Origin of the sequence: Geotalea toluenoxydans JCM 15764 (assembly GCF_001311985.1) — a bacterium.
GTDB classification, from domain to species: Bacteria; Desulfobacterota; Desulfuromonadia; order Geobacterales; family Geobacteraceae; genus Geotalea; species Geotalea toluenoxydans.
Genome location: NZ_BBCJ01000008.1, coordinates 1 through 18970 on the forward strand (window position 1 = coordinate 1; position 18970 = coordinate 18970).

Annotated in this window: 16 protein-coding genes, 1 tRNA gene and 6 pseudogenes; 5 read left to right on the plus strand and 18 right to left on the minus strand. The window is 52.2% G+C overall.

Annotation, left to right across the window (positions count from 1 at the left end):
• On the plus strand, positions 1-439 hold a 439-nt coding region (locus JCM15764_RS22145; protein ID WP_243688487.1), incomplete at its 5' end, for a hypothetical protein.
• Between the two features lie 173 nt (positions 440-612).
• On the opposite strand, the gene JCM15764_RS06370 is transcribed toward JCM15764_RS22145, so the two are convergent.
• Positions 613-2430, minus strand: coding sequence for a KUP/HAK/KT family potassium transporter (locus tag JCM15764_RS06370; RefSeq protein WP_054693760.1), 1818 nt, complete (start codon positions 2428-2430; stop codon positions 613-615).
• Between the two features lie 349 nt (positions 2431-2779).
• Between JCM15764_RS06370 and JCM15764_RS22150 the strand changes: the two are divergent.
• The 3 genes and pseudogenes from JCM15764_RS22150 to JCM15764_RS06385 all read left to right on the plus strand — a co-directional run.
• Positions 2780-4056, plus strand: a pseudogene (locus JCM15764_RS22150) (DUF4118 domain-containing protein); the annotation flags it as partial.
• A gap of 39 nt (positions 4057-4095) precedes the next feature.
• On the plus strand, positions 4096-4587 hold the full coding sequence (locus JCM15764_RS22155; RefSeq protein ID WP_369412275.1) for a sensor histidine kinase: 492 nt from the start codon (positions 4096-4098) through the stop codon (positions 4585-4587).
• Positions 4588-5286 (plus strand): response regulator, encoded by a 699-nt coding sequence (locus JCM15764_RS06385; protein WP_054693769.1) that lies wholly within the window; start codon positions 4588-4590, stop codon positions 5284-5286. It begins immediately after the preceding gene.
• Between the two features lie 75 nt (positions 5287-5361).
• Here JCM15764_RS06385 and JCM15764_RS06390 read toward each other — a convergent pair whose 3' ends face one another.
• The 8 genes and pseudogenes from JCM15764_RS06390 to JCM15764_RS06425 all read right to left on the minus strand — a co-directional run bounded on the left by JCM15764_RS06390 (position 5362) and on the right by JCM15764_RS06425 (position 12485).
• A complete protein-coding gene (locus JCM15764_RS06390; protein WP_243688488.1) occupies positions 5362-6087 on the minus strand; it encodes a hypothetical protein in 726 nt (241 codons plus the stop codon).
• Entirely contained in the window at positions 5996-7633 is a 1638-nt protein-coding gene (locus JCM15764_RS06395; RefSeq protein WP_054693775.1) for an STT3 domain-containing protein, read from the minus strand. The genes JCM15764_RS06390 and JCM15764_RS06395 overlap by 92 nt, the downstream gene beginning before the upstream one ends.
• 110 nt (positions 7634-7743) lie before the next feature.
• Positions 7744-7818: transfer RNA gene (locus JCM15764_RS06400), tRNA-Gly, on the minus strand.
• A 150-nt stretch (positions 7819-7968) separates the two neighbouring features.
• A pseudogene (gene gluQRS, locus JCM15764_RS06405) lies at positions 7969-8909 on the minus strand (tRNA glutamyl-Q(34) synthetase GluQRS).
• Between the two features lie 15 nt (positions 8910-8924).
• Positions 8925-9238: pseudogene (ppnP, locus tag JCM15764_RS06410) on the minus strand (pyrimidine/purine nucleoside phosphorylase).
• 127 nt (positions 9239-9365) lie between these two features.
• Positions 9366-10776 (minus strand): annotated as a pseudogene (gene glnA / locus JCM15764_RS27945) (type I glutamate--ammonia ligase).
• Between the two features lie 188 nt (positions 10777-10964).
• Positions 10965-11303 carry a P-II family nitrogen regulator gene (locus JCM15764_RS06420; protein ID WP_012648065.1) on the minus strand — a complete coding sequence of 113 codons (339 nt, stop codon included), beginning with the start codon at positions 11301-11303 and terminating at the stop codon, positions 10965-10967.
• A 267-nt stretch (positions 11304-11570) separates the two neighbouring features.
• Positions 11571-12485 (minus strand): putative 2-dehydropantoate 2-reductase, encoded by a 915-nt coding sequence (locus JCM15764_RS06425; protein ID WP_054693778.1) that lies wholly within the window; start codon positions 12483-12485, stop codon positions 11571-11573.
• Between the two features lie 87 nt (positions 12486-12572).
• On the opposite strand from JCM15764_RS06425, the gene JCM15764_RS06430 reads away from it, so the two are divergent.
• Positions 12573-13319 (plus strand): M23 family metallopeptidase, encoded by a 747-nt coding sequence (locus tag JCM15764_RS06430; protein WP_054693781.1) that lies wholly within the window; start codon positions 12573-12575, stop codon positions 13317-13319.
• Between the two features lie 17 nt (positions 13320-13336).
• On the opposite strand, the gene JCM15764_RS27950 is transcribed toward JCM15764_RS06430, so the two are convergent.
• The 9 genes and pseudogenes from JCM15764_RS27950 to JCM15764_RS22165 all read right to left on the minus strand — a co-directional run bounded on the left by JCM15764_RS27950 (position 13337) and on the right by JCM15764_RS22165 (position 18967).
• Entirely contained in the window at positions 13337-13897 is a 561-nt protein-coding gene (locus JCM15764_RS27950; RefSeq protein ID WP_369412268.1) for an ATP-dependent helicase C-terminal domain-containing protein, read from the minus strand.
• Between the two features lie 23 nt (positions 13898-13920).
• Entirely contained in the window at positions 13921-14178 is a 258-nt protein-coding gene (locus tag JCM15764_RS27955) for a hypothetical protein (RefSeq protein WP_369412269.1), read from the minus strand.
• Complete coding sequence (locus tag JCM15764_RS27960; protein ID WP_369412270.1) at positions 14132-15196, minus strand: helicase-related protein; 1065 nt, start codon at positions 15194-15196, stop codon at positions 14132-14134. The genes JCM15764_RS27955 and JCM15764_RS27960 overlap by 47 nt, the downstream gene beginning before the upstream one ends.
• 224 nt (positions 15197-15420) lie before the next feature.
• A pseudogene (locus JCM15764_RS27965) lies at positions 15421-15849 on the minus strand (DEAD/DEAH box helicase); the annotation flags it as partial.
• A pseudogene (locus tag JCM15764_RS06440) lies at positions 15846-16534 on the minus strand (HAD family hydrolase). The pseudogenes JCM15764_RS06440 and JCM15764_RS27965, both read right to left, overlap by 4 nt.
• 15 nt (positions 16535-16549) lie before the next feature.
• On the minus strand, positions 16550-17356 hold the full coding sequence (locus JCM15764_RS06445; RefSeq protein WP_054693784.1) for a phosphatase PAP2 family protein: 807 nt from the start codon (positions 17354-17356) through the stop codon (positions 16550-16552).
• 1 nt (position 17357) lies between these two features.
• Entirely contained in the window at positions 17358-17756 is a 399-nt protein-coding gene (locus JCM15764_RS06450) for a VanZ family protein (protein WP_243688489.1), read from the minus strand.
• Between the two features lie 171 nt (positions 17757-17927).
• A complete protein-coding gene (locus tag JCM15764_RS22160; RefSeq protein WP_243688490.1) occupies positions 17928-18335 on the minus strand; it encodes a hypothetical protein in 408 nt (135 codons plus the stop codon).
• On the minus strand, positions 18329-18967 hold the full coding sequence (locus JCM15764_RS22165) for a Wzz/FepE/Etk N-terminal domain-containing protein (protein ID WP_243688491.1): 639 nt from the start codon (positions 18965-18967) through the stop codon (positions 18329-18331). Before JCM15764_RS22165 ends, JCM15764_RS22160 begins: the two co-directional genes overlap by 7 nt.
• Positions 18968-18970 lie beyond the last annotated feature (3 nt).

The following is an 18970-nucleotide window of genomic DNA, read 5'->3' on the forward strand; positions in this document are numbered from 1 at the left end:
ACTCCTAGGACCTCCTGAAACAGGGAAGCAGGCTGACAAACGTCAGCCTGCTCCTTCGTCTTCTCTGCCAGATACCCCATGTATCTTACCCTCTTCTTCTCCTTCTCCTAATGCCGGTACAATTACATTTAATGCCGGCTGTTCGAGATGGCTAATGCGCCCACCCGATCCCCCGTTGACCTGCCTGAAAGAAAATTCCTTGACAAATTCAAATTATTTTCAAGTTTTCAGAATTACTGACGAAAAGAGAAAGTACACCTATACCTGCCTGTCACAACAATATGTCGGCACTTTCCATAAAAGCAGCAACAGAGGGGGAAGGAATGGACAAAAGAGGGTTTCTCTCCGGTGGAGCGGTCAGCAGAGTTATAGAAAGATTATTTCACTCCATGTGGGGAAAGAAAAGTTGTCCGTCAACAGATCAGGCGGCCAGAAATGAAGAATTGCAAAGGATTGCAAAGCTTATCGAAAGAGGGTCGTTTACCCGGTGCAAGTAGACACCATAGGGTAGCAGTATCAGCTGCCTGCGTCCCATCGATTACTGCCAGTCAGTTCCTCCTTGCATCGCGCAGGAGTCATTAATCAAGCTGATTTCGCCAGCTTATACCAAAGCTACATCTCTACCCGCGTCACAACCCCCTGAAGCTTGCTCGGAGGAAGTTTGTAGAACTTTACGAAGTTGGGGGTCAGCTTCTTGATTGTGCTGAAAATGCGCCAGGCGAAGTTGGTCGTGTCGATGTCCTCGATACCATAGAAAATGACCTTCTCCCTGATGCCGATCTCTTTCAGGATTTTCTCGAGATCGATTATTTCCATGTACCCGGCCATAACCTCAAGGGCATCCAGTCCGGAACCTAATCCTTCGGTCATCTGCTGCTTGACCCCAAAGGGTTCGTCAGTGCGCACTATTGAAACGAAAACATTGCGAGAATAGATGATGTTGCTTGAAATGACGCAGTGCACCACATATGGGGGGACAACTCGCGCCTCTCGCGTGAAAAAGAGGGCCGTACCGGGAATGTTGCTCCCTTTCGAATATATCTGCTCGTAGGCAATGAGAAAAGTTTCCAAATCCAGGGGGCGCAACGCCCTGTAAAGTGCGCGCTGGCCCCGGGTCCAAATGAGGATCGTAACGAACGGGATGGAGGCGAGCACAATCGACCAGTAGCCGCCGTGGGGAATTTTGTTGAGACAAGCAATTAGAAATACCACGTCGACCAATGTCACGAGTACGGCAAAGGGCACTTTCCATTTCTTAGTGGTTCGGCTGTAAATCATAATTATCATAATGCCGGTGAGAGTCATGGTGCCTGTGACTGCCAGACCGTAAGCGGCAGCCAGGTTCTCCGACTTCCGGAAGATGAGCATTATGCAGATCACGGCACCGAGGAGCATCCAGTTGACCGAGCCGATGTATATCTGTGACTTGAGATGGGTCGAGGTGTAGTCCACCTTCAGGAGAGGCATGATCCTGGTGGTGATCCCCTGGTATACGACGGAAAATACGCCGCTGATCATTGCCTGGGATGCGATGATCGTCGCCATGATAGTGAGGATGAGGAACGGTATGTAAAACATGGGCGCCATCTCCTGGATCATGCCGAAAAGGAGGTTCTTTGCCGTTCCGTGGGAAAGCACATAAGCCCCCTGTCCCAGGTAGTTGATAACGAGAGCGAAAAAAACGATCGACCATGCCCTGATGATGGGCTTGCGCCCCAGATGCCCCATATCGGCGTAAAGCGCTTCTCCGCCGGTGGCGCAGAGGATGACCTCGGACAGGACAAAGAATCCGGCAAATCCGTTGTCGGCCAGGAATTTCACCGCGTAGAACGGGCTGACGGCAGCCACGACTTCCGGATGGCTTGCGATGGAGACGACACCGGAAACGCTTAAAGCCAGAAACCATACCACCATGATCGGCCCAAAGGCACTGGCCATTCGGTCTGTCCCCCAATACTGAAAGAAAAACAGCATTACCGCGATGACCGCAGCAATCAAGATCAGGCTCCACTGGTGGAGGTATTCCAAGCCGGGAATAAGAACCATCCCTTCCACTGCCGAAAGGATGCTGATTGCCGGAGTGATGACCCCGTCACCCAAAAGGAGCGAGACTCCCAGGTAGGAGAGGAAACTGATGACGGCAATCTGCCTCCCCGGCTTCAGCATGCGGATGAGAATTTCCCGGAGAACGATGGTGCCCCCTTCCCCCTTCCTGCCCAGGGCCATGGCCAGCCAGGCATACTCGGCAGTAACGAGAATTGTCATGGTCCAGAACACCAGGGAGAGGATGCCCATGACATTGTCCGGCGTCGGTTTGGTCAGGGCGAAAATCACGGTGAGCGTGTAAATCGGACTCGTACCGATGTCGCCGAATACCAAGCCGAATGACCTCACAATCCCCTTCCAGGCGGGTTCTTGAATTGATTTCATGTGTTCTCCTGATACTTGAACAAAAAGATGCTGTGATTCGGTGCTGTTCTCAGAGAAAATACCCTGATTCGCATAAAGATAGACTCAAAACTGACCGCATCCACATCAAGAAAATATCAAGAAAGCTTCGATCCCTTTAAAAACCTCATCTTTGAAACGAATTTCATGTAAAATGGTCGCCATGACGGAATACATTGCCAAAGAGGATCTTCAGAGAACGACATCTCCCGCCGGCTACTGGCCGACACCGCTTGAGGAACGGCTTATGGTCTGCGTGAGCGGCAGCCCCTTCAGCGACAAGTTGATCCGCACCACGCACCACCTGGCCAAGGGCATGAATTCACCCTGGATGGTCGTATATATTGAAACGACAGCAGGAGGCAGACACCTGCAGGAAAACAGGGAACGGGTCTGGAACAATCTCCGTCTGGCGGAAACCTTGGGTGCACAAATAGAGACCGTGACAGCAGCATCGGTGGCCGAGGCGATAGTCGACTTCGCCGTCAGCCACAAGGTCACCAAGATCGTAGTGGGAAAGCCGAAAAAGCCGCGCTGGCTGGAATTCCTGCGCCCTCCCCTGGTGGATCGCATCATCTACCTGAGCGGCTCCATTGACGTTTACGTGGTCAGCATCGACCAGGTGGAAACAAAACGGGAACGCCACTTCTTCAGCAAAACGCAGCCATGGGCAGGATATGCCACAGGCGTTGCACTCGTTACCGCTGCTACATTAATCAGCAAAATCGTTAACAATTACATCGCGCCGACCAACCTGGTGATGATCTATCTGCTCGTAGTCGTTCTCGCTGCCGTTCGCCTGGGGCGAAAAGCAGCCATCCTGACCGCCTTTCTCAGCTTCTGGCCTTTGATTTCTTCATCGTACCCCCCCACCTGACCCTTGCCGTCTCCGACAGCGAATACCTCATCACATTCCTGGCACTTTTCATGGTGGGAGTTGTCATCAGCTCGCTGGTGGCCACGGCCAACGAACGCGCCGATGCCGTGCGACAACGGGAGATGCAGACTTCTGCACTGTATCGCCTCAGCCGCAGCCTGGCCGCTGCTGTAGATGTGGACTCCATCGTGGAAGCGGTCGTCAACAATGTGGGCGAATCGCTCAAGGCGGAGGTGGCGGTATTTCTACCCCATGAAAACCGGCTGAAGCTTCATGGAGTAAATCACGATGGCAGATGGGGAGAAAAGGAACAGACAGCCGCAGAATCGGCTTTTTACAATACCAGGGCAGAAGATGGAGAAGTGATCCTTCCCGACGGATCAAACCACTTGTACCTGCCGCTCCAGACCAAGGGGGAGATCCTGGGGATTCTTGGAATCAAGCTGAACGTGGAGGAGGAGCATCAAAATCAGCAAGTGCGCCGACTGGTGGCAGCCTTTGCCGCACAGACGGCAATGGCACTGGAGCGAGCACATCTGGCTCGACAGGCAGAGCACGCCCAGATACTGCAGGCAAGGGAGAAACTGGAGCGGGCCCTGCTCAATTCCGTTTCACACGATTTGCGCACTCCGCTGGTTTCCATTACCGGAGCTTTGAGCACACTCAGGAACGAAGGGTACGGACTTCAGGAGAAGGGTCGGCTGGAGCTGGTGGATGCCGCTTGGGAGGAGGCGGAGCGGCTCAATCGTTTCGTCGGCAATCTGCTGGATATGACCAGGGTGGAAGCAGGCGAACTGAAACTGAAAAAAGAGCCCTGCGATATACAGGACCTGGTTGGATGTGCATTGGCCCCTTTGGAATCGCGCCTGCACGACAGGAAGGTTCTTATCGACCTCTCCGATGACCTGCCGCTGGTTCAAATGGATATGGTGTTCATGACCCAGGTTCTGGTCAATCTTCTGGAAAACGGCCTGAAGTATTCCCCTCCAAGGACACCTTTAGCAATCCGGGCCAAGGCGGAAGACGATCTCATTATTCTTGCCGTTGAAGACCGGGGGCCGGGTGTTCCCGAGAAGGAGCTGGCAAAAATCTTCGATAAATTCTACCGAGTACCTGTTCCGGAAGGCGCGGGAGGAACGGGCCTGGGTCTCTCCATTTGCAAAGGCCTGGTAGAAGCACACGGCGGAACAATCCGGGCAGAAAATATAGAAGGTGGCGGATTGAGAGTCCTTGTAACCATTCCACTGAATAAGGAAACTTGAATGACGAACCAGAAAAACGGCTTGCCGCGAATACTTATTGTTGACGATGAACCTGCAATCCAGCGATTTCTTCAGACCGCGCTCGATACCGGTGAATTCAGCCTCCACAAAGCAGACGACGGCCACTCGGCACTGGCGGCTGCAGTGGCTACGCGACCGGACATTATCCTTCTCGATCTGGGTCTCCCGGATATGGACGGGGTCCAGGTGATCCGGCGGGTGAGGGAATGGTCTCAGGTACCGATTATCGTATTGTCGGTGCGGGAGCGGGAAGATGACAAGGTAAAGGCGCTGGATGCCGGGGCAGATGATTATGTGACCAAACCCTTCGGTATCCCTGAACTCCTGGCACGCATGCGTGTAGCTCTGCGGCGTTCTTTGCAGGAGGTGGTGGAACCGGTATTCAGGAGCGGCGATCTGGAAGTGGATTTACATCTACGGAAGGTAAGGGTGCAGGAAGAAGATGTACAGGTAACTCCCACGGAATACGATCTCCTGCGTCTGCTGGTCACACACGCGGGCAGAGTTCTTACCCATGCCCACCTCCTGAAACAGATCTGGGGCGTAGGTTATGTGGAACAGCCGCACGTCCTGCGGGTAAACATAAGCAATCTGAGGCATAAGATAGAGAAGGACCCCTCACGCCCACGGTATATCATCACAGAACCGGGTGTCGGCTACCGGTTGAAAGTTCAATAACTTTGGTATCACAGGTCGGGTCGGGAGACATGGTCAAGCCCTGTCGGCCAGCCTTCTGCGAGCTCTGTTCATGGTTTACTGTGCCAGAGTGGCTTCAAGAGTGCAACCGGTGGATATGTCTGAATCCCGGACCTGAATGGCCTGCTTTCTACCGTTGCTGGTAATTTGAGGTGACTCTAGGGCTCCCGTTGACCGGGGGGTGTTCTTTCGCGGATACAATAATTTAAATGTGGCCATGCCGTGTCGGTCAAAATATTTTTTATTATTGTAGACAAAGACACGTCCCTGATTGGTCTCGATGGGCTGCGAAAGGTTTACCACTGCGCCAGGGACCCCTCTTACGTTTACTCTGGCACCTTCTACCTTTTCAAATATCTTCAAGCGCTTGATTTCCCAGGGGAAGCCGCCAACCGATGCTGGTGAAGCTGACTCGTAAACCAGCCTGACCCCTTCGACCGGCTGGAATTGTATGCCGGCTGCCTCGGCAAGGCTCCCGTCAGCAAAGAAAAGACGAGAAGAAATCAGGGAAAATGTTTCAGGTGCCGGTAGATACTCTGTCTTTTTAACCTGGGGGTTCCACCTTTCCACAAAGAATTGCGAATTGTTACCGATCAGCTTCGCATACATGGGAAGATCACCAAGAATTTTATCAACAATGATATATCGGACCCTGTTTCGTTCCAGAACCTTGTGCAGCTCATCTTCATCCTTAGCCAAAAGGAATCTGGCCACTTCTTCCATGCCATAGGTTTCCGTGCCGTAATTGGTTGCAATGGAAGGACGCAGGGCAATGGATTCCACCACCCCCATAATCCCAGCGTGCCATTACACCGTAAGCCGGCTTTGTAGACGGACGGTAAGGATCGCCAGGTGAAGGCGTATTGTCTCTCAGCCAGAGCATGGTATCTTCAATATCCCCTTTTATTTTGAAGACACCGCCGGTTCTATGCAGGTTACTGAAATACGCGAAGGTGGGAATCTGCAGACAGAGCAGAACTGCCACAGCACCGGAACTTCTCATGACGGCACGTCGGATGTCTCCAATGGAGTGGCAATAGTAGATGATCATGCCGGCCAATATGGAGACATTTAAAGTCAGATACTCAGCATACCTGTTCCGGCCGATAGTTGAGACCACCATAACCAGCGTCCAAAGGACCAAGAAGCGTTTCCACTTCATCCCACTGAAAGAGGTGCCCGGCAAAAGGAAAAGGGCAAACGGAGCCAGCAGGGAAAGAATACCGAAAGATTTTAACCATTTTGAGATGTGGCTTAAGCGCTGGTATTGGGAGATGCTGTCAATCCATGCATTGCCGCCACCTATCACTTTCAGTCCTTCACCGATGTGTGTACCGAATAAAACAAACATCAATCCAAAGAAGACCACTGCGACACACGCGTATTTTATAATCTTTTGCCTGTCCAGCTTGTTGCTCCCCGCACATTGGTAAAGCAAAAAGAACGGGACTCCGGCACAGACAAAAAGCGCCACATGGAACCAGGAAACAATATTCCAGCTGAACATTCCCCCTGTTCCCCACATATCAGTAATGCAGATCAAACCCAGGATAGCTGCCGCGGTTAAATACATCAATCCGGCACCCTTCCCCAAATCCCTGAGCCTGTCCACATCACTGCGGTGAAGAAATACCTGCAGGATCAGGTCCACACCTATGATAGACAAGGGAAAGAGAGCACCACGCCAAGCCATCAGATAAACTGCGCTCAAGACTCCCAAGCCTGACCAGTAACGAAGGTTTTTCCTGTTCTGGCAGGAAACGATGTAGAGCCAGAACGTCACCATCAGCAGTAAAGGTTCAATCATTTCGTTGTCGAAACGGCCCAGAACGGTTGCTTCGACATGTTTGGGATGAAGAGCCAGGACCAAGCCGGAACATAAAGCAGCTGCCCTACCCCACCAACCTTTAACAAAGAAGTACATTACAACTGCAGTGACTGAACCGATAAGGGAAGGAGCCAGGGCAACGGCTCTCCCCAGCTGAGTACTGAAACCGGAAAGGTTATGAAAGGGATAGCTGAAAACAGCGATGAGATACTCCATGGCCGGGGAGGAAATGACCCCTGTCCCTTTGGGAAATCCTTGAAAATAGTCGTAAACATGAGTTTGAGGAAAGGAATGAATATAGATGAGTATTTTACGCAAGCGGATATAGCAATCCGGGTCGAAGAGGTAAACCTTTCCCGAAAAAAACACATGGTGCCAGGGGAGTGTTCTGGCAGCCAATGCCACTAAGAATACAATGAAGGTAAAGACAATGTCAGTACCAGTAAAGGTACCTGAGAAAATCCGTCTTCCCTGCGCATTAGATTCATTAAACTTTTTCATGTTCTTACCGCCAGACGCAAAAAGCCCCTGAGTTCTTGACCTCCAGTGAGAGGTTTTTGAAAGTCAGGGGCCGTATGCGGACACTATATATTAGTTGGTATAGTATTTAATGGAGCGGGAAACGGGATTCGAACCCGCGACTTCAACCTTGGCAAGGTTGCACTCTACCACTGAGTTATTCCCGCTCAACGAGTTCCAACTTATAGCAAATGCCCCATCGCGAGTCAATACTTTTTTTCTGGACTTTCGATTTTTTTCCAGGGCTGATGCTTGAATTGCATTATTATACCCTTGACGATAACTGCCAATCCAGGGCAAAAGCTCGTTCTACAACATCAAGCTGGTGTAAAAGAAGAAGAAATGCGGGGGATATTCTCGGGTTTGAAATTAAATACCGCCCAATGGAGAATTTCCTGTTGTGGCGCTCCATTTAAAAACAAGGGTGGTGCCTGGCCAAGAAAGCGCAGTGCCGCCAGGAGGAGAGCTCCACCATCTTTATGCAGATCGACATTTGCGGCAAGGGAAACGGCATTGTCCCGCTTGCTCAACTTCGCTCCGTCCGGGCCGGTTACAAGCGGCAGATGGGCGTATGATGGGGTCGAGTAACCAAGAAGCCGTTGGAGATAGATCTGTCTCGGTGTGGAACTTAAAAGATCCGAGCCACGCACCACTTGATTGATACCAGTTGCCGCATCGTCCACAACAACAGCCAGATGATAGGCAAAAGGTCCATCGGCACGCCGAATGACAAAATCGCCGCAAGAAGCGGTCAACACCTGGCTGTAACGCCCCATGATGCCGTCTATAAAAGAAAGCACCTCATCATAGACCTTCACCCGGTAAGCACGTTCCACCTTGCCGGGTGCTATTCCTTCGCGGCAGAGGCCGGGATAGACAATGTCATCGGAACCGGAAGCAGGGGCTGACGAAATATTGGCAATTTCCGATCTTGTGCAACCACACAGGTAGGCAACCCCTTTCTTGATCAAATCTTGCAGCGCAGCATCGTAAATCTCCGTCCTTTTGCTCTGGTAAAGCACTTCTCCATCCCACTGAAAACCGAGAATTTCCAGCGTAGCCAGCATATCGTCTGCAATGCCCGGTACGACACGCGGCAGATCAATATCTTCCATGCGCAGCAGCCATCGGCCTCCGGCGTGCCTGGCAAAGAGGTAGCTTCCCAATGCGGCAACAAGAGAACCAGGTGCAACGGCCCCGTGGGCGATGGTGCAAAACGCCCGACAACAGGATCAGGGTTTAATCCGGCTGAGTCCATGGGGATGACCTTTGTTCAGGCAAGAAACGAACAGCAATAATCGGTAACGGTTTTTACCTTCATCCGAAACTGGAGCTGGCAGGAACTTCAAAGGATTCCCCGCCTTTTACGGGCTTCCACGAGTCGATACCCGCAATCTGCACTTCCAGGTCACCGGAAAGAATTTCCATTAACTCGGCACCGGCTGTATTGAATACATATTCTCCCGGCATCATGATGCCCAGGGTTTTTTTGCTGCCCGAAGAAAAGATGATGGTGCGGCTTGTTACACCGCCATTGAAGAATATATTTGCCTCTTTTACTACGGTTACATTACTGAATTCTGACATGCAATACTCCTGTTTATGGGGGATTTCTACCGCGTTTGATACTTAAACGCATAGCACCGGGACTGTCAAGAAATTAAAAAAGGGCGGGAGAAATCCCCCGCCCTTGTCGTTCATCGATACAGTAAGCTTAGATATCGAAGTAAAGAGCGAATTCAAGGGGAACCGGACGCATGCGGACAGGGGTAACCTCTGCCTCAGTCTTGTACTCGATCCATTTTTCAATGACGTCTGGTGTGAAGACGTCACCTTTGAGGAGGAATTCGTGATCTTCCTTGAGTGCGTTGAGAGCTTCTTCCAGGCTACCCGGAGCTGAAGGAATATCGGCAAGCTCTTCCGGAGAAAGTCCGTAGATATCCTTGTCCAGTGGCTGGCCCGGATCGATCTTGTTTTCGATACCGTCGAGGCCGGCCATAAGCATGGCGGCGAAGGCAAGGTAACCATTGCAGGACGGGTCGGGTGTCCGATATTCGATCCGCTTTGCTTTCGGGTTAGATGACAGCATCGGGATCCTTATGGAAGCGGAACGGTTACGGCTCGAATATGCCATATTGACAGGAGCTTCATACCCGGGAACCAAACGCTTGTAGGAGTTGGTGGTGGGGTTGGTGAAGGCACAGAGGCTTTTGCATGCTTGATGATGCCGCCGATGTAGTAAAGGGCCATTTTGGAAAGCCCGCCATAACCGTCGCCGGCAAACAGGTTCTGGCCGTCTTTCCAGATTGATTGGTGGCAGTGCATGCCGGAACCGTTGTCGCCAAAGAGCGGCTTCGGCATGAAGGTTACAGTTTTGCCGTTTCTGTTGGCTACGTTCTTGATGACGTATTTGAACCACTGGAGCTGATCGGCCATGTCCACCAGCGAAGAGAACCGCATATCAATTTCGGCCTGGCCACCAGTGGCAACCTCGTGGTGCTGGCACTCAACCCTGATGCCGACCTTCTGCAGTTCTATGACCATTTCATTACGGAGGTCATTTTGGGAATCGTTGGGGGAAACCGGGAAGTAGCCACCCTTGAAGCCGGGCTTGTAGCGAGATTCGGGAACTCTTCACGGCCGGTATTCCAGGCGCCTTCGACGGAGTCAACGACATAGAAGGACTGGTTAGAGCTTGAATCATAGCGCACATCGTCAAAGATGAAGAATTCAGCTTCAGGTCCGAAAAAGGCAGTATCGCCGAGGGCGGTGGACTTCAGGTACGCCTCAGCCTTCCGTGCGATGTTACGAGGATCACGGGTGTAGTCTTCCTTGGTGATAGGATCGAAGACGTTGCAGATGAGCGAAAGAGTCGGAATCGCGACAAAGGGATCCATTTTGGCGGTGGAAGGATCAGGGAGCAGGATCATGTCGGAAGCATGGATCGGTTGCCAGCCGCGGATGGAGGAACCATCAAATCCCTGCCCTTCTTCAAAGGTATCTTCACTGAACTCCGTGATGGGAATCGAAATGTGCTGCCAGATTCCCACGAAGTCCATAAATTTAAAATCGACCATCAGTGCGCCATTTTCTTTGGCAAACTCAACCACTTGTTTTGGTGTCATCAACAAATCTCCTTTTCTAACTGTTTATTAATTTTACACTAGTCTAACAGGTTGTTGAAAAACGTCATGAGGAGGTCGCTATGCAAGGCTCAAGCGAGCGAGGAGACGAGGCGTACCCTATGTACGTTGAGTTTCCGAGCGAGCGGCAACGTAGCAGAGCGACCCCGCAATAGTTTTTCAACAACCTGCTAAAGAGCATCTTCGCCACGCTCACCAGTTCTGATCCTTACAACCTCTTCCACTGGCGTTACAAAAATTTTGCCGTCACCGATTCTGCCGGTTTTTGCTGCCTGCTCTATGGTATCAATGACCTTGGTGACAATGTCGTCACTGACAATAATCTCGATTTTTATTTTGGGAATAAAGTCAACGACGTATTCAGCGCCGCGATACAGTTCGGTATGGCCTTTCTGGCGACCAAATCCTTTGACTTCAGCTATGGTTATTCCCTGAATGCCGATTTCATTCAATGTTTCCTTGACTTCATCCAGTTTGAAAGGCTTGATGATGGCTTCAACTTTCTTCAATGATCTCACCCCCGAATCGTTTTGCTCAAAAGCGAGCGGATTATATTTGCCTTGTTTTCAAAATGCAAGGCTAATCAATTAAAGCCAACGAATCACGATTTTATAGCTGTGGAAATTATAGCAATTTTTCTGCCAACGGCCATCTCCAACATTTAGTTAATAAAATAAGTAACTTAGATTTTATGGCAATAAACCACCGATAATTACAGCCCATAAATTAGGCAAAACCTGACCCCTATGCCCAATATATAACCACTACCAATATGATCAGGATCGGCTTGTGGATTCCTCAAGGAGTGCATGCAGTGCGTCCACCCGCGGCATGATGATCCCCTTCTGCCGAGCTGCATCCAGAGGCCTGGCAAAAATTGCCTCAAGCTCCAGTTCCCTGCCCTCTTCCCGGTCGATCTGCATTGATGGCTTATAGGGGCCCATTGCGTCTGTGAACTCCAGCATCTCATCGGCATAGGCCAGCGGTATCGGGTTCGAAAGGCTCTGGCCATTTGCCGCTTCGATCAGTTCAAGCATGATGTCCCGAAGCAAACACCGCGTCCTCTGGTGACTGAGAAGGACATTCACCGGCTTCTGCAGCAGGGCACATGTTCCATTAAAGGGAATGTTCCAGATCAGTTTTTCCCATCGGGCCTTTTTCAGGTCAGCAACGGCCTGGCATGGAACGCCTGCCATGCTGAACATTGCGGCGACTGATTCTGCCCTGTCCATATGTGGTCTGGCAAACTCCCCCAGGATTATTCTCCCCGCTCCCAAATGATGCACTACGCCGGGTTCTCCCCGGTTGGAACAGAGAAATGCCACTCCTCCCATGATCCGTTCGCTGCCGAAAATTTCAGCAAGAGCCTCTTCGTTGCCAAGCCCGTTCTGCAAGGTGAGGATGATGCTGTTATCCTTCAAAAGCGGAGTTATAAGCTGCCGGTACGACTGGTTGGCAAAGGTTTTCAGCCCGACCAGCACAAGGTCCACCATGCCGATCTCTTCACTGCTCCCGTATCCTGCAACCGGAAAGAGCTTGAAATCGCCATTTATGGAAAAAACGCTGAGGCCGCTCTTTGGGATGACATCAAGATCGCGCCGCAGAAGAAAACATACCTCATGCCCACCCTTCTGCAGCATCGATCCATAATACAGACCAAGGGCTCCTGCCCCGACAACGGCAATACGCACTTCCTACCTCCATAAGCTTGTAAATTAAGGGGTAACGCTGTATATTTACAACGCTTACCCAAAACAGTAGATAAGGAAAGAGCCAGAATGCTGCTCTCCCCAAGGAAAAGCCCTGTTTTCACCATATTGCTGCTCGTTGTCTCTATTAACGCCCATGCCGATTTTTACCGGTTCGAAATGGAAGATGGCGTAGAAGTTTTTACCAATACCCCCACCAGATCGGGTGCGGTGAAGATCATGAAGGAAGATGCGCCCCAAAGGCCGTCAGAAAAGAAAAAGTTTGCCCTGAAAAAGACTCTCCAGGAAAACAGGAAATCCTTTACGAAGGATCAGGAAAGCCTGCAACTGCAAGTACCGGTAACAGGAACAATTTCCTCCAACTATGGCTGGCGGCATGACCCCATCGACGGCAATCTCAGACATCACAGCGGCATTGACATAGCCGTAGGCTCAGGAACACCGGTAAAATCAATCGCACCGGGAAAAGTCACCTTCAGCGGCCCCCGTGGCGGGTACGGCAATCTGGTCATCATCGAGCATGACAGCGGCATGACCTCTCTGTACGGGCACAACTCCCTGCTGCTCGTTGCAACAGGCGAGCAGGTCGATGCCCAGACAACGATTGCCTTGTCCGGGTCCACCGGCCGGTCAACCGGCCCACATCTCCATTTTGAGCTATGGAAACACGGTACAAACCTGACTCAGGCCTATGTGGAAGATCGACAGGGAAGTTTCAAAAACGCCACTATTGTAGCCAACCGCATTCAACATGCCGAGATCAGGCGGTTTGTGGAGAAAAACGGCACCATCGTCTTCACCAACTTGTCCCAATAAATCTTTCTCTCAAGTCTTTATCCCTTTGGCTTGGCCTTTCGCGTCGGAGTCGCGTTCCATGGATCATCAGGCCATGGATGCCTCGGATAACGCCCCTTCAACTCCTTTTTTACTTCAACATAGGTCGAATTCCAGAAGTTCCTCAGGTCCTGCGTCACCTGGATGGGGCGACGTGCCGGAGAAAGAAGATGCAGAGTGACGGCAATCCTCCCTCCCGCCACCCGGAGGGTATCGGCAAGGCCGAACAATTCCTGCAACTTGACAGCCAGTACAGGCGGCTTGTCCTCCGAGTATTCCAGTGGAATGGATGAACCGCTCGGCACCGTGATGTGCGTCGGCGCCCCCTCCTCCAGCAAACGGAGCTGGGTGTAATCCAGCATATTCTTCAGGGGTGTGTAGATATCCACGGCCTGCAGCTCCGCCATATTTTTGACGCCACTCAGGTATGGGCCCAGCCATTGGGGCAATGTCCTCAGCAGATTATCCGCTGAAAAATCGGGCAAACCGGATTCGGGAAAGATACCTTCGAGAAATAATACCCTCAAGCGAAACTGCTCGGCGCGGCTGGTCCAGTTCAATGCAGTGAGGCCGCCTCCACAGGCTATCCCCCAAGGAGTGCTGCCGTCACCTCTTCCGCCGATGGATTTATCTGCCTCGTTGCCAGAACCAGCGCCCCAAGTCGCTCTTCCTCACGGGCAAGCACCCTCTGCAGCCGATCATCCCAGCTGACCGACCTCAACCATTGGATATCTGCAGCGAACTCTTTTCGTAATGTTGCCAAATCCAAGGCATTGGCTGAATGAATCTGCCCATCACCCTTCTCCCCTCCCTCCATACAACGGCGACAATGTAGCAGCATTCCTGAGGGAACTCCTGCCGCTCAAGGTTGCGCCGCGTCCATTGGCAAGAAGATAACGGGAGGAATCGGGTTCCCGCTGCTGACCGATGCGATCCGGATACGCCAAAGCCGAGAGAAGACCAACGGCCTGGGCGGTTGCTGGTAATGTCGCCCTTCCAGTGCCGACCAGCTTCTTCAGCTGCCCTGCCATGCGATCGACAGCCGAAAAGCTGTGCGAGTCCATGCCCTCGGTCCCCTTGCTGCAATTCTTTCCCTTACGCCAGTCGGCCACAAGCTCAATCCTGTCAAGGATGTCACTGTCACTCACTTGAGTCACATGCGAAGAACTGCGGGAAATTATGTCACGCTCAGTGAGCAGAGCGGCCATATCACAGGCCAGCTCCCCATATCCCCTTCTTTCCCCTTCGATGATGAGATGCCCAAGCCGGGGATGAAGCGGAAGGAGAGCCATTTTGCGCCCAAGCTGGGTAATCAGGAAATTATGGTCAAGAGCACCAAGTTTTTTCAGGAGTTCGCGTGCCTCAGCCAAGGCAGCAGCCGGCGGCACATCAAGCCACGAAAGGGCAGCCGGATCATTCACCCCCCACAGTGCCAGTTCAAGGGCAAGGGACGACAGGTCTGATGAACGTATCTCAGGCACGGTAAAAGGGATCAGAGTGGACTGGGAATGCTCTGTCCAGAGGCGATAACAGGTTCCGGGTGCTGTGCGTCCTGCCCTCCCGGCCCGCTGGGAGGCTGACGCAGCCGAAATGCGGGTGGTGACCAACCGGTTGAGACCGGTGGCGGGATCGAAGCGCAGCTGGCGGCACAAACCGCTGTCAATGACCACCATCACCCCCTCGATGGTCAAGCTGGTCTCGGCAATGTTGGTGGCCAAGACAATCTTGCGCTGGGGACCCGGCAGTATGGCCTTTTCCTGTCTGGCAAAAGGAAGATCGCCGTAAAGGGGGTGGATCGCTGCAGCCGTAGAACCATTGAGAAGAGCAGCACAACGGTTGATTTCACCGGCACCGGGCAAAAAAGCGAGTATATCCCTTCCGTTTCTCTCAATGCTCTTTGGATGGCAGCAGACATGATTTCTGCTGTCCTGCCGACCGGCTCACCCGAAAGGTAACGGAGTTCCACAGGATAGGACCGCCCTTCACTGGTCAATAGAGGAGCACCGCCAAGAAGCCTTGCAATGGGTTCGGCATCAAGGGTAGCGGACATGACGATCAGTTTCAGGTCGGGACGCAACCCCAGTTGGGCGTCGCGGCAGAGTGCCAGGGCCAGGTCGCTGTGCAGGTTTCGCTCGTGGAACTCGTCAAAAATGACCAGTTCGATACCAGTGAGTTGTGGATCGGTCTGCAGCCGCCTGGTAAGAATACCTTCGGTCACGACCTCGATACGTGTCGCGGCTGAGACCTTGCGCTCGAAGCGAATGGTGTAGCCGACGGTATTGCCGACCTCCTCCCCCAGTTGGGCAGCCATCCAACGGGCGGCATTGGTGGCGGCCAGTCGCCGTGGTTCCAGCATGATGATTTTTCGATCAGGCGGCAGGACCTGCAGCAGGGTTAACGGAACTTTGGTGGTTTTACCGGCCCCTGGAGGGGCCTGAATGACTAAAGCAGGATTATCTTTAACGATATTAAGTAATTGCGGAAGGATTTCATCGATGGGCAGCTGTTTCATGTGAGTGAGTGGAAATATGTCCCCAACCCCTGGTAATCGATGCCAACCAGCGAATCAACCACCTTCAGGCAGATCCCAGCTTCTCCTCAGGATAGCTGTTGGTCACGGCGAGGACCTTCAGACCGGCACCGTTGGCAGAGGCTATCCCGGCAGGAGTATCTTCAATGGCAAGACACCGCGATGGAGCAATGCCCAGGGAAGGAAACTTCTGGGCAAGCCTTTTCACGGCAAGTTCATAGCTTTCGGGATGGGGTTTGCTGGCAGACACCTCATCGGCAGTTACCTTTACAGCAAATGCATCGGTAATGGCAAGCTGCTGAAGAATCGGGCCGATATCCGAAGCGAGAGCACCGCTGCAGAGAGCAATCGGACAGCTGCCGTTCAGTGACTTGATCAATTCAACTACCCCGGGAAAAGGGGTTACACCTGAAGCAATGATCCTGATGAAAGCAGCTGCCTTTTTAGCGATGAGCAGGCTGAGTTCGTTGACGTCGAGCGGCCTGCCGGCCATGGCATAGGCCTCCCGAAAGGCGTCGCGGTCATCGAAACCTATATAATGGCTGATGTAATCTTCCCAGGAATAGCCCAGTCCCAGAGGAACGAGCACTTCCTGAAAGGCCTTGTAATGCAGTGGCTCTGTATCGACTATGATACCGTCAAAATCAAAGATAACCGCAGCCAGCATGGTATCCCCCATACACTAGAATTTGCCGAGCAGCACCAGCGAAGCGCCATCAGCGGATGCAGAAGGCGCAATGGTCAGTCTGGAAGCCCCCTTGCCGGCATGAAAGTTGGTAACGACCCTGCCGCACAACTCACCTATGGCAGCCCCGAGCAGAACATCGCTGGCCCAGTGCTTGTCCTGATAGATGCGGGAAAAACCGACAAAGGCAGCGGCAGAATAGGACAACCACTTGACGCTGAAACTTTCGGAAGTTCTCGCCATGACGGAGGCCATGGCAAAGGAGCTGGCAGTGTGCATGGAAGGCAGGGAATCAAAATCAGTATCGAAGGAAAGCGGCTTGAAATCGGCCTTGTCGCCGCTTTTAAACGGACGCCCCCTGCCAAAACCTTCCTTTAGAAGAAAGGTGGCAGCATCGGCCAGGATTACCGATTCACCAAGCATTTCTCCAAGGCTCCTGTATTTTTCGGAACCGGCAAGGATTCCGCCGCCATAGACGGCAGCAGCCACGCCAAGGTGAAGGTAGGGATTGCCGACCAGATTGCCGGCGTCGGTCGCCCGATCCAGATTTTTTCCCTTCAGCCCCAGAACCTTCGACCTGATATCGTCATCAAAGTAATAGGTAAGCCCCACTGCACCGGCTGTGGCCAGTGTAACGAAAAGAGCGTCTCTGTCCACAGGAGCCGCTGCAACCTGGACGGCTTCTTCTCCCAGTCGCCCCAGTTCATCCTTTATTGCAGTGGTGCTGTTAAATAAATTATCTTCAGCCAGAACCGGCGAAGAGATCAGTAAAATCATGACAAGGAAGTAAATCAGCCGTTGCACATCAACCCCTATTTGCGGCACCGATTTTTTTTTCGAGGACAATTGCCAGCAGAAGAATTATGCCTGCCCCTATGGCATCGGCCAGCAGATCGCCCCATTCTGCAGTTCTTGTTCGAGTGAAGGAACCCTGGAGGACCTCCAGAAGAGCACCGATCCCGACCGCGACAGATGCTGCCATTGACCAGCGAAGCTTTGCCGATAGCCGGAAATTGCAGAAAGCCCAGCCGGCGAGAATTGTCAAAAGGGAATAGGCAGCACCATGCTCGAATTTGTCCCAACCCAACAAGTCATCGTCGATAGCCGGTGGATCCGACATGAGAGATAGCCATAAAACAAGAACTCCCCAGACGATGAACAGCAGCCACCTGAGGAGAAATAATTTTGACCTTAACCTTTCCAAGGAACCTCTGTTGTAGAAGTTTTGTCTAATTTTGCCGGCGGCGGAGCATGAGGGAAGACTTGATCTCATTCCAGCGGCCCCTGTCATCATCGGACATTTTATCAAAGTATTCCTGAATGAATACTATGAAAATCGAAGCGAAGAAGGCAGTTACTGCCGAAAGCAGAACTATCAGCGAGCGCTTGGGTTTGCTTTTTTTGCCGGCACCACCGCATCATCCAGTACCTGAACGGAGGAAGAATCCTTCGCTTCATTGTACTTCGCTACTTCGTACTGCTTCTTCAGCTGCTCGAAGATAGCTTCCTGGGTCTTTAGTTCACGCAGTCTCCGTGCGTATTCAAGCCCCAGGTTCGGCACGTTACCGACTGCGGGTATGACATCTCCAGCACCATTACCGGAAAAAGAGCCCATCTGGTTGCGGAGCTTGGCAATGGAAGTCTTAAGCAACTGAACATCCGGGCTTTCATCGGTCTGGAAGGATTTGAGAGAAGCCAGCTGCACCTCCTTGGCGACAATCTCGGCCCTGATTTGTGCTATGCCCTCGATGGTGGCTGCAGCCTGTGAGTCCACCTTCAGCATCTTGTTTTTTTGCTGGAAATCCCTGAGGCTATTTTCTGCCTTGGCAGATCATCCTTCACCAGATCAAGGCGTTTTTCCAGAAAGACCCGCTCTGACCCTGCCTTGGTCAGGTTCAGCTGCACGCTTCTGTTGCCCAGTTCGGCAACCATGGTGTTGGCAAGAGTGGCGGCAAGTACAGCATCCTTGTTGTCTGCAGTGATAGTGATAATCCCATCCTTGCCCGCCTGTGTTTTTACAACCCGTGCAAGAGCCTGCCTGGCCTCGTCTATGTTCTTACATTCGAACTTTTTCTGCAGGTCCAGCTTTTTAATGACTGCGTCGGCAACGGAGCGGCTTTTCAGTATGCCCAGATAGAGATCGGAACTCCCGCCAAGTGCCCCGCCGGCCAATCCCGCAAGCCCACCCACCTGACCGAGCAGTGCGGAGATACCGCCACCGCCTTCCTTCTGTGGCGGAAGAACGCGGGCTGTAGCCGTGTAAATATTGGGAAGGGTCAGGCTATATGCCACCGACAAGACAACGGCTGTCACACATATCTTGATTATCAGCTTTTTACGCCGGACAATGACCCTGAGAAGATCAAGCAGGTTGATTTCCTCTTCCGACTGGAGTTCGTCCTTATTTGTGTCCATCCC